The sequence below is a fragment of the Hydrogenophaga sp. ZJX-1 genome, assembly GCF_048590325.1.
GTDB lineage: Bacteria > Pseudomonadota > Gammaproteobacteria > Burkholderiales > Burkholderiaceae_C > Hydrogenophaga.
In genome coordinates, this window is sequence record NZ_JBMBRA010000003.1 from 511,318 (window position 1) to 525,356 (window position 14,039).

Annotated in this window: 14 protein-coding genes; 2 read left to right on the forward strand and 12 right to left on the reverse strand. The window is 65.4% G+C overall.

Annotation, left to right across the window (positions count from 1 at the left end):
• The coding region (locus ACN5W5_RS11255; RefSeq protein WP_420048604.1) for a histone at positions 1-383 on the forward strand (383 nt) is incomplete at its 5' end.
• Positions 384-454: 71 nt separating this feature from the next.
• Here ACN5W5_RS11255 and ACN5W5_RS11260 read toward each other — a convergent pair.
• From ACN5W5_RS11260 to ACN5W5_RS11290, 7 genes are all read right to left on the reverse strand, one after another.
• Positions 455-1,342 carry a carbohydrate kinase family protein gene (locus ACN5W5_RS11260; RefSeq protein WP_420048605.1) on the reverse strand — a complete coding sequence of 296 codons (888 nt, stop codon included), beginning with the start codon at positions 1,340-1,342 and terminating at the stop codon, positions 455-457.
• Between the two features lie 15 nt (positions 1,343-1,357).
• Positions 1,358-2,704 (reverse strand): DUF3426 domain-containing protein, encoded by a 1,347-nt coding sequence (locus ACN5W5_RS11265; protein WP_420048606.1) that lies wholly within the window; start codon positions 2,702-2,704, stop codon positions 1,358-1,360.
• A gap of 82 nt (positions 2,705-2,786) precedes the next feature.
• Positions 2,787-3,680, reverse strand: a complete 894-nt coding sequence (gene prmA, locus ACN5W5_RS11270; RefSeq protein ID WP_420048607.1) for a 50S ribosomal protein L11 methyltransferase — start codon at positions 3,678-3,680, stop codon at positions 2,787-2,789.
• A gap of 136 nt (positions 3,681-3,816) precedes the next feature.
• A complete protein-coding gene (gene accC, locus ACN5W5_RS11275; RefSeq protein WP_420048608.1) occupies positions 3,817-5,166 on the reverse strand; it encodes an acetyl-CoA carboxylase biotin carboxylase subunit in 1,350 nt (449 codons plus the stop codon).
• 11 nt (positions 5,167-5,177) lie between these two features.
• Positions 5,178-5,642 carry an acetyl-CoA carboxylase biotin carboxyl carrier protein gene (accB, locus tag ACN5W5_RS11280; RefSeq protein WP_177132082.1) on the reverse strand — a complete coding sequence of 155 codons (465 nt, stop codon included), beginning with the start codon at positions 5,640-5,642 and terminating at the stop codon, positions 5,178-5,180.
• Between the two features lie 277 nt (positions 5,643-5,919).
• The gene (locus tag ACN5W5_RS11285; RefSeq protein WP_420048609.1) at positions 5,920-6,447 is read right to left on the reverse strand and encodes a TlpA disulfide reductase family protein; all 528 of its coding nucleotides are present in this window, start codon (positions 6,445-6,447) and stop codon (positions 5,920-5,922) included.
• Positions 6,444-7,061 (reverse strand): hypothetical protein, encoded by a 618-nt coding sequence (locus ACN5W5_RS11290; RefSeq protein WP_210824010.1) that lies wholly within the window; start codon positions 7,059-7,061, stop codon positions 6,444-6,446. The genes ACN5W5_RS11285 and ACN5W5_RS11290 overlap by 4 nt, the downstream gene beginning before the upstream one ends.
• Positions 7,062-7,152: 91 nt before the next feature.
• On the opposite strand from ACN5W5_RS11290, the gene mpl reads away from it, so the two are divergent.
• The gene (mpl, locus tag ACN5W5_RS11295; RefSeq protein WP_420048610.1) at positions 7,153-8,634 is read left to right on the forward strand and encodes a UDP-N-acetylmuramate:L-alanyl-gamma-D-glutamyl-meso-diaminopimelate ligase; all 1,482 of its coding nucleotides are present in this window, start codon (positions 7,153-7,155) and stop codon (positions 8,632-8,634) included.
• 14 nt (positions 8,635-8,648) lie between these two features.
• Here mpl and ACN5W5_RS11300 read toward each other — a convergent pair whose 3' ends face one another.
• The 5 genes from ACN5W5_RS11300 to ACN5W5_RS11320 all read right to left on the reverse strand — a co-directional run bounded on the left by ACN5W5_RS11300 (position 8,649) and on the right by ACN5W5_RS11320 (position 13,928).
• Entirely contained in the window at positions 8,649-8,969 is a 321-nt protein-coding gene (locus ACN5W5_RS11300; RefSeq protein WP_420048611.1) for a hypothetical protein, read from the reverse strand.
• Between the two features lie 80 nt (positions 8,970-9,049).
• Entirely contained in the window at positions 9,050-10,105 is a 1,056-nt protein-coding gene (locus tag ACN5W5_RS11305; RefSeq protein WP_420048612.1) for a hypothetical protein, read from the reverse strand.
• Positions 10,106-10,325: 220 nt separating this feature from the next.
• Entirely contained in the window at positions 10,326-11,459 is a 1,134-nt protein-coding gene (locus ACN5W5_RS11310) for a 3-deoxy-7-phosphoheptulonate synthase (RefSeq protein WP_420048613.1), read from the reverse strand.
• A 235-nt stretch (positions 11,460-11,694) separates the two neighbouring features.
• A complete protein-coding gene (gene chrA / locus ACN5W5_RS11315) occupies positions 11,695-13,059 on the reverse strand; it encodes a chromate efflux transporter (protein ID WP_420048614.1) in 1,365 nt (454 codons plus the stop codon).
• Positions 13,056-13,928, reverse strand: a complete 873-nt coding sequence (locus tag ACN5W5_RS11320; protein ID WP_420048615.1) for a chromate resistance protein ChrB domain-containing protein — start codon at positions 13,926-13,928, stop codon at positions 13,056-13,058. The genes chrA and ACN5W5_RS11320 overlap by 4 nt, the downstream gene beginning before the upstream one ends.
• Positions 13,929-14,039: the final 111 nt, after the last annotated feature.

Genomic DNA, 14,039 nt, shown 5'->3' on the forward strand with positions numbered 1-14,039 from the left:
AGAAAGCTGCACCGGCCAAAAAAGCCGTCGTGAAAAAGGCAGCCCCAGCGAAGAAGGCCGCTCCGGCCAAGAAAGCTGCACCGGCCAAAAAAGCCGTCGTGAAAAAGGCAGCCCCAGCGAAGAAGGCAGCCCCAGCGAAGAAGGCCGCTCCGGCCAAGAAAGCTGCACCGGCCAAAAAAGCCGTCGTGAAAAAGGCAGCCCCAGCGAAGAAGGCCGCTCCGGCCAAGAAAGCTGCACCGGCCAAAAAAGCCGTCGTGAAAAAGGCAGCCCCAGCAAAAAAAGCTGAGCCGGCCAAGAAGCCGGCAGCCCCTGCGGCACCAGCAGCTCAAACCAAGCTGAACCCTCAGGCTGCCTGGCCGTTCCCGACGTCCAGCAAGCCCTGAAGTCGTCCCTGCGATGACTTGACAAGCCCGGCGTGAAAGCGCCGGGCTTTTTCATTTGTGGTGCGCGGCGATCAGTCCACCAGCGTGTAGTTCTGTCCACCGCGGCTGGCGATCTTGGCTGCGCCGATGCGGTTGCCCAGCTCGGCACAGCGCGGCAGCGCCCAGCCTAGTGCCAGACCGTGCAGCAAGGCCGCACGGAAGGCGTCACCACACCCCGTGGGATCGAGCACCTCGGTCGCTTTCACACCGGGCACCAGGGTCTTGCCGCCCTGCTCCCAGACCTCGCACCCGTGCTCGCCGAGGGTGACGATCAATCCCTTGACCCGTGCCGCGATGGCCTCAAAGCTCAGACCGGTGCGGTCGCTGAGCATCTTGCCCTCGTAATCGTTCACGGTGACCCAGGTCGCGAGCTCGATGAACTGCGCCAGCTCTTCGCCATTGAACATGGGCAGACCCTGACCCGGATCGAACACAAACGGGATACCCGCGGCGTGCAGTTGCCGCGCGTGCTGCAACATGGCGTCGCGGCCATCGGGCGAGACGATGGCCAGCCGAATGCCCGCATCGGTCGGCACCGCGTTCGCATGGGCCTCGGACATCGCGCCCGGGTGAAAGGCCGTGATCTGGTTGTTGTCACGGTCGGTCATGATCATCGCCTGGGCGGTGTAGTTGTCCGAGGTCGTGCCGATGAAACGCGTGTCCACGCCCAGTCCTTGCATCCGACCGAGGTAGTCCTGCGCATCGTTGCCCACCATGGCCAGCGGCACAGCTGGCGAGCCCAGCTGCCTCAGGCCATAGGCGATGTTGCCAGCACAGCCACCGTATTCGCGCCGCAGCCCCGGTACCAGGAAGGAAACGTTCAGGATGTGCAGCTGGCTGGGCAGGATCTGCTCGGCAAAGCGGCCCTCAAACGTCATGATGGTGTCGAAGGCGAGCGAGCCGCAGATGAGGATGGACATGGTGGGAGTGGGGGGTCAGGGATAAAAAACGAGTGCACGGTAACCGGTCATGGCGCTCGCCCCGCCCTCGGCGAGCGAGAGACGCAGGCTGACCGCCTGCGTGCCCTGGGCGGGCAAGACCGCAGGCGCACCGGGCAACTCTTCCGCCAGAAAGACGCGGCGCGTTATGACGGCGTCGGCAGTGTCGGTGAGGCTGAGCTCCAGCGCCGGCATGGCCACCGGTGTTGAGGCGCTGTTCTTGAGCACCAGATCGAAAGAGTAGAAGTTGCCCAGCCGGCGGACCAGGGTCGAACTGTCGATCACCACCGCATCAATATTCCGTGGCGCCTGCAGCGCGCACCCCGAGGGTTTGCACAAGAGGTTCAGCAGGGGTACCAGAGAAGGTTGCCGGGCGGCGAGTTGATCGCGCTCCTGCACAGCCCACTGCGCGGCAAGCAACGCCGCCAAAGTCACCGCCAGCAACAGCAGCGCCGAGCGCATGCCCGGGGAACGCCAGAAGGCCTGTCGCCGGGCCTGCAGCACAAAACCGGGCTCGACTTCCTGCACCGCCGGATCGTCTTCCAGCGAGACCCTTTCGGGTTGGGGCGCAGGCGCAGACGGAGGAACAGGTGCAGGCGCAGGTGGTGGCGGTGCCGTTTTGACTTCGGCCTCAATGGCCTGGGAAGCGCCGGCCGCAGCGGCAGCGAACCGCTTCAGTTCCGCCTGAAAGTCCGCCCCGTCATCCCTGCTCGCCACCGCCGGCGACTCCGGCTGGTTGGCCAGATCCAGTTGGTCTTCGAAGTCCAGTGGCCCGGATTCAGCCAGCACTCGCACGGCCTCCAGCGGCGCGAAGGGCGACTCAAACGGTGGGTCGTCGGGCGCCTGCAGTGCCTGCCAGTCAGCAGCATCTTGTGCTTCCTGCTGCGGCGACCATTCTTCTGCGGGCGGCGCGAGAAGCCAGTCACCGTCGTCGATATCGGACGACGCCAACCACCCGTTTTGGGGCGTTTGACCGGACAGTTCGTTGGCATCCTCGATGACCGCGGCGCTGGGGTCCCAGACGCCCGTGGCTTGCGGGATGGCCTCCTCGATGGCGGGGGTCAACGACTCCTGGCTCGGGAGAGCGTTTGCCGTCCCCGATGGCACTGAGACTGGCGCCATGCCAGACGGGTGCCCTGCGGGTGATTCGAGTGCCGCTGCGGGGGCGGCCGCGGGTGCCGGCTGGGGTTCGGGTGCTGGCGCCTCCCAGGTCTGCAGGTACAGCGTGGCGTCGAACACATCGGCGCAATGGCCACAACGCACCCAGCCGTCGGAGATCTTCAACTGGTCGGGCACGACCTTGAACATCGTTCCGCAAGCCGGACAACGGGTGGTGAAACTCATGCCAAGATTATTGCAGGCCGGCAGTGCCCGACCGGCCCGCCGGCCACGACGCAGGCATCAGTCATTTCGACGCGTCAAGGTGTCAGGCCTTGACCGCGGTCATCAGGATCCAGCCATCCTCTTCGTCGCTGACAGACAAAGCCACCCAGGGGGCATAGGCCTCCCTCAGTTCATCGGCCTGCCGCGCCAGAATGCCGGCCAGCACCAGGTGTCCACCGGTGCGCACATGGCTGCAAAGCAGCGGCGCCAGCACCTTCAGTGGCGTGGCCAGGATGTTGGCCAGCACCAGGTCGTATTCGCCCAGTGCCCGGTCGGGCAGACCCGCATTCAGCTGGGCATGATTGGCCGCTGCGTTGAGCCGCGTGGCTTCGACCGCAGCGGGGTCGATGTCCACCGCGTCGATCTCGCGCGCCCCGTGCTTGGCCGCACCGATGGCCAGGATGCCCGAACCACAACCGTAGTCGAGCACCCGCTGCCCCTGCGCACCCTGTTGCGCTGTCCAGCGCAGACACATGCGCGTGGTCGGGTGGGTCCCGGTACCGAACGCCAGGCCCGGATCGAGCCGGATCACCTGCTGCGCCGCGGCGGGCGGTTCGTGCCAGCTCGGCACGATCCAGAAGGTGGGGGTGATCTCCACCGGGTCGAACTGCGACTGGGTCAGACGCACCCAATCCTGCTCGACCACGGCCTGCACACCCAGCACCTCACAGCCTTCAAAAAAGTCCTGCACGATCAACAACGCCGCCGCTTCGCGCGCTTCGGCTTCGGTCTGGAACAGCGCCACCACGCGCGAGCGGTTCCAGCCGGCCTTGGGCGCTGGCATGCCCGGCTCGCCAAACAGCGCCTGCTCGGACGGCGTCAGGGCATCGGCGTCCTCCACCGAGACGCTCAAGGCGTCCAGCGCCACCAACGCGTCGCTGACCATCTCTACCGCGGCTTCAGGGGCCAGCAAGACCAACTCATAAAGGGAGGACATGGGGTGAATTTCGAACAGTCAACGAAACCTCAACAAATGAGGAGAGACTTCCCGAACACACCGCGGAACCGGCTTTGCCGGGCCGCAGGTGTTTCCCCCTGAGGGGAAGGCGCCGAAGGCCCTTCGGGGGAGAGGCTTACCTCTCGCGCTGGGACAACCACTCTTCAAGGTAGTGGATGTTGGTGCCACCGGTCACAAAACTGGCGTCGACCATCAGCTCGCGGTGCAGCGGGATGTTGGTCTTGATGCCTTCGATCACGGTTTCCGCCAAGGCCGTGCGCATGCGCGCCAAGGCCTGCTCACGCGTGTCGCCGTGCACGATGATCTTGCCGATCATGGAGTCGTAGTTCGGCGGCACGAAGTAGTTGGCGTAGGCGTGCGAGTCGACACGCACCCCCGGCCCTCCGGGCATGTGCCAGGTGGTGATGCGGCCCGGCGAGGGCGTGAACTTGTAGGCGTCTTCGGCGTTGATCCGGACCTCGATGGCGTGGCCGCGCAACTGGATCTGGCGCTGTGTGAACGGCAGCTTCTCGCCAGCCGCCACCGCGATCTGGGTGCGCACGATGTCCACGCCCGTGATCCACTCGGTCACCGGGTGTTCCACCTGCACACGGGTGTTCATCTCGATGAAATAAAACTCGCCGTTTTCAAACAGGAACTCGAAGGTGCCCGCACCCCGGTAGCCGATCTTCTTGCAGGCGGCCGCGCAGCGCTCGCCAATCTTTTCGATCAGTCGACGGGGAATGCCAGGCGCCGGCGCTTCTTCGATCACCTTCTGGTGGCGCCGCTGCATGGAACAGTCGCGCTCGCCGAGATACACCGCGTTGCGGTGCGTGTCGGCCATCACCTGGATCTCGATGTGGCGCGGGTTCTGGAGAAACTTCTCCATGTACACCTCGGGATTGCCGAAAGCGGCCCCGGCCTCGGCCTTGGTCGTCTGCACCGCGTGCAGCAGCGCCGCCTCGGTGTGCACGACGCGCATGCCACGACCGCCACCACCACCCGCCGCCTTGATGATGACCGGGTAGCCCACGGCCTTGGCGGTGCGCTTGATGACGACCGGATCATCGGGCAAGGCGCCGTCCGAACCGGGCACGCAAGGCACGCCGGCGCGGATCATGGCCTGTTTGGCCGACACCTTGTCGCCCATCAGGCGAATCGACTCGGGTGACGGGCCGATGAAGGTGAACCCGCTCTGCTCGACCCGTTCGGCGAAATCGGCGTTCTCCGACAGGAATCCGTAGCCGGGGTGAATGGCTTCGGCGTCGGTCACTTCGGCCGCGGAGATGATGGCGGGCATGCTGAGATAGCTCTGCCCCGAAGCCGCCGGCCCGATACAGACCGACTCATCCGCCAGGCGCACATACTTGGCATCGCGATCGGCTTCGGAATAGACCATCACCGCCTTGATGCCCATCTCACGGCAAGCGCGCTGGACCCGCAGGGCAATTTCACCCCGGTTGGCGATCAGGATTTTTTTGAACATGGGCCGACCGCTTATTCGATGACAAACAGGGGCTGGCCGTATTCGACCGCCTGCCCGTTGTCCACCAGGATCTGCTTGACGGTGCCACTCTTGTCGGCCTCGATCTCGTTGAGGATCTTCATCGCCTCGACGATGCAGATGGTCTCGCCTTCCTTGATCGTGTCGCCGACTTCAACAAATGCCTTTGCGCCAGGGCTGGACGAGCGGTAGAAGGTGCCGACCATGGGCGATTTGACGGTGTGCCCGGCAGGCTCGGCCGACACGATGGCGGGTGCTGCCGCCACCTCGACCGCCGGCGTTGCTGCCACGGAGGGCGCCGGAACCGCCGGGGCCATGGTGTAGGTCACTGGGGCGTGCATCCCGACCGGCGCGCTCTTGACGATGCGTACCTTGCCTTCGGCCTCCGTGATTTCCAGCTCGGACACGTTCGACTCGGACACCAGGTCAATCAGTGTCTTCAGTTTTCTCAGATCCATGATTACTCCAACGAAAATCTGTCAAATCCAACCATTTGCACTCAAGTTCCTTGAACATGCATGCAGCTGGCCAAATGGGGTGCCGCAGTGTACACGAAGCGACACATTCCAGATCTCATGGAACGCAGGCACATGACACCATGAACAAACCGGAGAAAAGACCGTTTGGCTGCAATTAATGGGACTTTATCCCTTTTTCAGCCAGACTTGAGTTGTCATGACAAACGGCATGCGTGCCTGTTTTTGGAGCGGAAGTATCCCTGTCCCGCGCCATCTGTCAAGCCAGTTTCGCCCACAAATCCAGATCGGCCTGGCTGACTTTGCCCACTTTTTGATGCAGCACCACGCCCGATCGATCGAACACGACGGTGTAAGGCAGGCCACCACCGGGATTGCCCAGGACGCGGCTGAGCTCGGTGCCGGCAAAGCCAACCATGCCCACCGGAAACGCCAGCGGCAATTTCTGAAGGAAGCTGCGCACCGCAGGCAGCTGGTCGACGGCCAGTCCCACCACCTGCCATCCCCGCGCCTGGTGCTCGCGGTAGAACGCGTTCAGCATTGGCAATTCCTCGACGCAGGGCGGACACCAGGTGGCCCAGAAGTTCACCAGCAAAGGCTGACCGCGAAAGCGCTCCAGCGCCAGCGGCTGGCCGTCGGGGTCTTCAAAACGCGAAGCCCAGAACTCGGCCTCGGCGTCGGACAACACCGGCTGCGGCCGATGACGCCACAGCGCCAGCCCGGCCCCGGCGGCGCCTGCGGCCGCCGCCACGCCCAACATCCAGGCGGTCCGTCGATTCATGCTCATGCGGAATTTTCCTCGGTTCCCTGGGTCATCAGATCGCGCAAGGCCTGCGCGTCTCCGCGCGGCTTGCGGCCCTGTCCATCCGGTTTGAGCGCCCCACGCAGATCGTCCAGGTCGTGCACCAGAAGATGGATCAGCACCCATTGCCCCAGTTCCTCACAGCGCACGCGCAAGGTCAACACATCCACCGGCTCGCCGCGCCAGCCCATGACCGTGCCCGGGCGGTAATCCACCCGGCGATCGAGCAAGGCCCATTCGGCCGCCTTGGGATCGTCGCAGAACAGCTGGATATGGATGTCGCTGTGCCGGGTCGCGGTGCCGTGCCAGACAGCGCCGCTCAAATGCGGTCTGAAATCCGCCAGCCGGTCCAGCCAGACCAGGGCCTCCCGCCGCAACACCTGCAACTCGATCGCCTGGGTGTCGGCGCAAAAAATGGCGATGTGCTCGCGCACCGCTGCGTCCAGCGTCGCGTTGTCGGGCCAGAGCCCGCGCGATGACAAGCCAAGCTGCTTGCCGGCATGGCGCTTGGCCGTCGCGTATTCGAGCCCTTCTTCCACCACGAGGCGCGCAGCCACGGCGGCAATTTCTGCGGTGGGACCGGTCCGATCAACTTGCATCGGGACATTTTGCCTGCTGGCCCGCGCCCATGCCGCCAGGGACCGCTTTGGTCTGCCGGCCAGCAGGGTTGGTCCCCCCTAGAATCACACGATGCATATTCACATCCTGGGTATTTGTGGCACGTTCATGGGCGGTCTGGCCGCGCTCGCCCGCGAGGCCGGCCACCGCGTCACCGGTTGTGACGCCGGTGTCTACCCCCCCATGAGCGACCAGCTCCAGGCGCTGGGCATCGACCTGATCGAAGGCTTTGGTGCCGACCAGATGGCGCTGGCACCCGACATGTTCGTGGTCGGCAACGTGGTGAGCCGGGGACGACTGCCCGATGGGAGCCCGAAGTTCCCGCTGATGGAGGCCATCCTGGACGCTGGCGCTCCCTACACCAGCGGTCCGCAATGGCTGGCCGAACACGTGTTGCAAGGCCGCCATGTGCTGGCGGTGGCCGGCACCCACGGAAAGACCACCACCACGGCCATGCTGACCTGGATCCTGGAGGCCAACGGCCTGAACCCGGGCTTTCTGGTCGGTGGCGTGCCGATGAACTTCGGTGTATCTGCAAGACTGGGTGGCGGGGCGGCTGTGCGCTCTGCGCAGGTCAAGGAGGAGACCGCGCAGCGGGCAGGGGACACGGAGCAGAGCGCGCAACCGCCCCGCAACCCCCTCTTCGTCATTGAAGCCGACGAATACGACACCGCGTTCTTCGACAAACGCAGCAAGTTCGTGCACTACCGCCCGCGCACGGCCATCCTGAACAACCTTGAATTCGACCACGCGGACATCTTCGACGACCTCAAGGCCATCGAGCGCCAGTTCCACCACCTCGTGCGCACGGTGCCGGGCTCGGGCCGGGTGGTGGTCAATGGACTCGAAGAAAGCCTGGACCGGGTGCTGCACCAGGGCCTGTGGAGCGAGGTGCGCAGCTTCGGTGCCGCGGTCAGCGACTTCACTGCGGTTGGCGAACCCCATGCCTTTGATGTGCTGGAGCGGGGTCAGAACGTGGCCCGGGTGGAATGGGCGCTCACCGGCGTGCACAACCAGCTCAACGCACTCGCGGCCATCGCGGCGGCACAGCATGTGGGCGTTGACCCGGCCGCCGCAGCCGGCGCCCTGGGCCGGTTCGAGAATGTGCGCCGCCGCATGGAGGTGCGTGGCACCGTCGCCCGACCGGGCGGCACCATCACGGTGTACGACGATTTTGCCCACCACCCGACCGCCATTCGCACGACGCTGGACGGCCTGAGGCGGCGCCTGGATCAGAAGCTCACGTCGGGTGGTCGCATCCTCGCGGTGTTCGAACCGCGCAGCAACACCATGAAGCTGGGCACCATGAAGTCACAACTGCCCTGGAGCCTGCATTCGGCCGATCTGGCGTTTTGCCACGCCGGCGGCCTTGACTGGGATGCAGCGGAAGCCCTTCAACCCATGGGTGAACGCGCCCAGGTGGCCCGATCCATCGATGAACTGGTGGCTCAAGTGGTGGCCGCCGCACGCGACGGTGACCACGTGGTCTGCATGAGCAATGGTGGCTTTGGCGGCATCCACGCCCGCCTGCTGTCAGCCCTCGGGACGGCCTGAAACGGTGCGGTGCTTCAGTAGCCGAGCGACTGCGTCACCAGATCCACAGACACCACCGGCTTGGCCAGCGCGGCGCTGGTGGCACGGGCGAACGTCATGGCCCATTCGCTGTGGGCCGCTTCGCGAAAGCGCTCTTCACCCACGGCCTGCGCCACACACAACACCTTGTCGGCCGTCAGCACCTTGCCGGTCAGGCGGATCGGCTCACACCCCAGCGTGGTGAACTGTTCGTCGAGCCAGGATCGGGCCTGGTCGTGCGGCATGGGCTGCACCTCCTCCAGGTCAAAGCGGTAGGTGGATGTTTCACCCCAGGTCACGGTGACTTGGCTGCGCATACGGACAACTCCTCGGTGTGGATCTTGGTCAGATCTTGATTGTGCCTTGGCGCGCCGGGACTGACCAGCAACCGCCCCTGTCAGGAGCGCACCGGTGAAGGTGGCGACGCCTCCCCGGGTGCAACGGGCCCGGTCGAGACGCGCAAAGGCGAGTGCGGTGCATCGCGCAGAATGCTGGAGGGAGGCATCTGCTCGGTCAGTCCCACCCGCGAACGCAGGTCGCTCTCGTGATCGCCCTGGTCAAACTGCAGCGCCGTCATCGCGCGCCGCGCAGCGGGCTCGGCCCGGCGCGCGCTGTCGGCGTCCGTGGTCAGACCACCCGCGTGGTAGAGCACCGCCAGATGGTGCGCCAACTCGGACGCTTCGACGCCGGTGCGCTCGTGCAACTGGTCAAAGCAGGTTGGCGTCACCAGCAGCTCGCGCATGAGGAGCAGGTGCACCTCGTCAAACCAGCGCGCCGGGACATGCGGAACCCGCCGCAAATAGACCGTCTTTTCGCGGTATCGCTCCGGCAGCACATCCAGGCGCGTGCGCACGGCGTAGGTCCACATGACCCGGTGCAATGGCAACCGGATGAAGGACGAAGGAATCTCGCGCGACAACCCGGGGCGCTGCACCCACTCGGCCATGGCCAGATCCACCGGACGGGCCGGGATCAGCAAACCAGCCTGCCAGCGCTCGAAATCGATCACCGCCAGCAGCTTGCCTTCGTGCACGATGTGCACCACGCCTTTGTAGAGCCCGTTGCGCTTCACCACCTCGGCCCCGAGTGCAAACTGGCTGCGCAGCGGTCGCAGCCAGGCTTCAAAACGCTGCAGGCGCTGGCGCACGCTGAGTTCGTCGTCCGCCTCGAAAAACTCGGCCGACGCAAAACCCTCAGGCAAGGGCGTGGCGAAGGCGAGTGGCCGATCCACCTCGGCGCGGTTGAGCGTCAGGCGCTCGCCACTCCCCAACGGGTGGCGGATGACCACCTCGTCCCGACCCAGCACATCGACCGAAGCGCCATTGATCATCCAGGCGTCGGCCAGATGGGGGTCGCAGCTACGCCACTGCGGCCAGCCTTCATGCACCTGGGCGGCCCAGGCTTGCAGCCTCAGCCCCACCGGATCGGCAAACCCCAACAGTCCCAGACGCAATACCGGTTGCTCCACTCCAACTCCCGACAACTCTGGCCTCCCTGTCCGTGAAGCACGCGGGCGCCAGAAAGTTCTACCGCTTTTCCTATCGGCACGAAGGCCAGAATATCAAGGGTCCTGAACCGCGACAACGTGCCCTGGCGTGCAAACGTCACGGTTCTGCCCGATTCGATACAGGACTTGACCCATAAGGGGCAACACAGTCACACCCCCATCGGCATCAAGGCTTCAGCTGGCGCGCGCCCTGCACGGCCGCAGAGAGCACCTCCAGCGCCTCCAGCGAGTCGGACCAGCCCAGGCAGGCGTCGGTGATGCTCTGACCGTAGGCCAGCTTGCTGACATCATCTTTGCCGGGGGTGAATTTCTGTGCGCCCGCTTCAATATGGCTTTCGATCATCACGCCGAACACGCTGCGCGAGCCGCCTGCGATCTGTGCCGCGATATCGCGCGCCACATCGAGCTGCTTTTCGTGCTGTTTGCTGCTGTTGGCGTGGCTGCAGTCCACCATCAGGCGAGGAGCCAGTTTGGCGGCTTCGAGCTCCTTGACCGCAGCGGCCACGTGGCCAGCGTCGTAGTTCGGGGACTTGCCGCCGCGCAGGATCACGTGGCAGTCCTTGTTGCCGTTGGTCTGCACGATCGCGACCTGGCCGTTCTTGTGCACCGAGAGAAAGTGGTGACCACGCGCGGCGGCCTGGATGGCGTCGGTCGCGATGCGGATGTTGCCGTCGGTGCCGTTCTTGAAGCCGATCGGGGCCGACAGGCCCGAGGCCAGTTCGCGGTGCACCTGGCTCTCGGTGGTGCGCGCGCCGATGGCGCCCCAGCTGATGAGGTCACCGATGTACTGCGGCGAAATCACGTCCAGGAATTCGCTGCCGGCGGGCAGGCCCTGGCGGTTGATCTCGATCAGCAACTGGCGCGCGATGCGCAGGCCTTCGTCGATGCGGAAGCTCTGATCCAGGTAGGGGTCGTTGATCAGCCCCTTCCAGCCCACCGTGGTGCGTGGCTTTTCGAAATACACGCGCATCACGATCTCCAGCGTGTCGGCGTACTTCTCGCGCAGCGGCTTGAGGCGGCGCGCGTAGTCCAGCGCAGCAACCGGGTCGTGGATCGAGCACGGGCCGATCACCACCAGCAGGCGGTCGTCCTGCCCGTGCAGCATGTTGTGAATGGACTTGCGCGTCTGGCTGATGAGGGCTTCCACCGGCGTGCCGCCGATGGGGAAAAAACGGATCAGGTGTTCGGGAGGCGGGAGCACGGTGATGTCCTTGATGCGTTCGTCGTCGGTCTGACTGGTCTTGTCGGCGGGACGCGAATGCCAGGCATCGGCTCTGGCGGGTGTGGCTTTGGCGGTCATCAGGGAGCTCCTCGTTGGGGGTTGCGGAGAAAACGGAAGAAGAAAAACGGGGCCAAAAAAAACCGCCGGGCTTGTGGCTCCGGCGGTTTTTACGAGATTCGGTGATGCGCTTACAGCTTCGCCTCTCGTCCGCCGGGGACTGAGAACCAAAAATAAAAGCCGAAAGCGAAGCGCTGTTGCATAAGTTTGGAATGTAGCACAGGCGGCATGACACGCGTCTTACACATCGCCGCCTTCAGGCCCAGACGACGCCATTCAGCGCCCAACCCATCAACGCACTGACCACGATGACGCGGATCACACCCTGCTGGAATCTGATCAGCGCCAACGCAGCCACCGCCACCAGAACCAGCGCCACCCAGTCCGGTCGCATCCAGCCGTTCGCAGCGGTGCCCGCCGGATAGGCCACATGGACCAGGAAGAACAGCGCCAGGCTGGCGATCACACCCACCACGGCCGCGGTGATCGCGGTCAGCGGCGCGGTGAAATGCAGCCTACCGTGCGTGCGCTCCACCAGCGGGCCACCCGCCAGGATGAAGACGAACGAAGGCAGAAAGGTGAACCATGTGACCACCACCGCGGCCAGCGCTGCGCCGAGGAACAGCGTGTCCGGCCCCAGCACCTGCTGACCCCAGCCGCCCAGAAAGCCCACGAAGGCCACCACCATGATGAGCGGCCCCGGCGTGGTTTCGCCCAGCGCCAGACCGTCGATCATCTGCGGCCCGAGCAACCAGCCGTGCTCCACCACCGCTCCCTGGTACACATAAGGCAACACCGCATAGGCGCCGCCGAAGGTCAGCAGCGCTGCCTTGGTGAAAAACCAGCCCATGGCAGCCAACGTGCCGCTCCAGCCTTGCCAGGCCACCAGCACGCTCATCGGCAGCGTCCACAGAGCCGCCCCCGTCAGCAGCACGCGGACCAGCCGCGCGCGGCTGAAGCGCGCATGGGCGGGCGTGGGCGTGTGGTCGTCGATGACCGCCGGCACGTGGACGCCACCGGTCACGGCGGCGGTGTGCCCGCTGCCGGCGCGCGCAAACTGCGCCGGCGCCCAGCGCCCACCCAGCCAGCCCAACGCCAGCGCCGCCAGCACCACGGCTGGAAAGGGCACAGAAAACACCGCGATGGCCACAAAACTGCCCACCGCAATGGCCCACAGCAGCGGCGCACGCCGGGGATGCCGCAGCGTCTTGCCGCCCATGCGGTGGACCGCCTGCAGCACCAGCGCCGCCACCGCCGGCTTGATGCCGTAGAGCAGGCCCGCCACCCAGGCCACCTGGCCATACACCACATAGACCCAGCTCAGGCCGATCAGGATCAGCAGTGAGGGCAACACGAACAGCGCTCCGGCCACCACACCACCCCAGCTGCGGTGCAGCAACCAGCCGATGTAGGTGGCCAGCTGTTGCGCCTCCGGCCCGGGCAGCAACATGCAATAGTTGAGCGCATGCAGGAAACGCTGCTCGCTGATCCAGCGCTTTTCCTCCACCAGCTCGCGGTGCATGACGGCGATCTGCCCTGCCGGCCCGCCAAAACTGATGAAGCCCAGCTTGAACCAGAAGCGCAAGGCCTCCCGGAAATTCACGGTGCGCGCGGTGTTCATGCCGGTCTCCAGTTGTGGGTTTCAGCGTTGCCGCCCAGCTGATCGCAGCACCAGGCGTAGAGCGCGTCGTACACCGGCATCATGGCCGCCAGCAGGGCGTGGTCGTTGTCGGCGTGGCGGCGCGACATGCCCAGCGACACCGCCAGCAAGCCCGCGGCGGGAGCGGCCAGGTCCAGCCGGTCGGTGTCGGCCCCGCGCACGATGTGGGCCAGGCGTTGAAGCGCCGGCAGCTCCAGACCCCATGCGCTCATCAGACTGTCGAAGCTGCAACGTTCGCCCTCGTGCGAAATGGGCGCACCGGGCAGGTCGAAGGCGATGGCGTTCAGGCGCCCGGCCTGCTCCAGCACCTCGCCCGTGGGTACAAACAAGAACTCGGCCTCGCGGTCAATGAAGCGGCGCACCAGCCAGGGGCAGGCGATGCGGTCGATCTTGGGGCGCTCGCGCGTGATCCAGCGCGAACGGCCAACGCCGGTGACACCCAGATCCGGGCGCTGGCGCAGCCGCGGTGCTGGCGTGGCCCGCCAGCTGGTCAGCAGGTCGAGGGCATCCACCCCGGGCTCTCCGCCTTCGATGCCTCCCAGCAGGTAGCGTGCGTCCCAGCCCGCAGCGCGCAACCGCGCCGCGGCGCTCTGGCTGACTTCGTGGCCGTACACGCAATACAGCACCACGGCCTGTGGCGTTCTGTGCCGCATCCAGTCGACCAGCGCATCCGGTGCCACATGCTGGGACAGCGGCAGCCGGTAAAGGCTCTGTGCGAAGCGTTCCGGGCGCCGCACGTCGAGGATCAAGGGGGTGTCGGGTTGCCCGAGAAGCGCCGCAAGCGCGGCAGGGCTGACAGCGTGCGAGGGATTTGTGTCGACGGTTTCCATGGATGGCACTCCACATCAGGTGGTGGCCAGCACTTGGACGAAAACCGTCTATTCCGCAAGGAACTCGGGAGGCTGTTTTCCCGATGACCGGATGTTATCAAAACGGCCTTA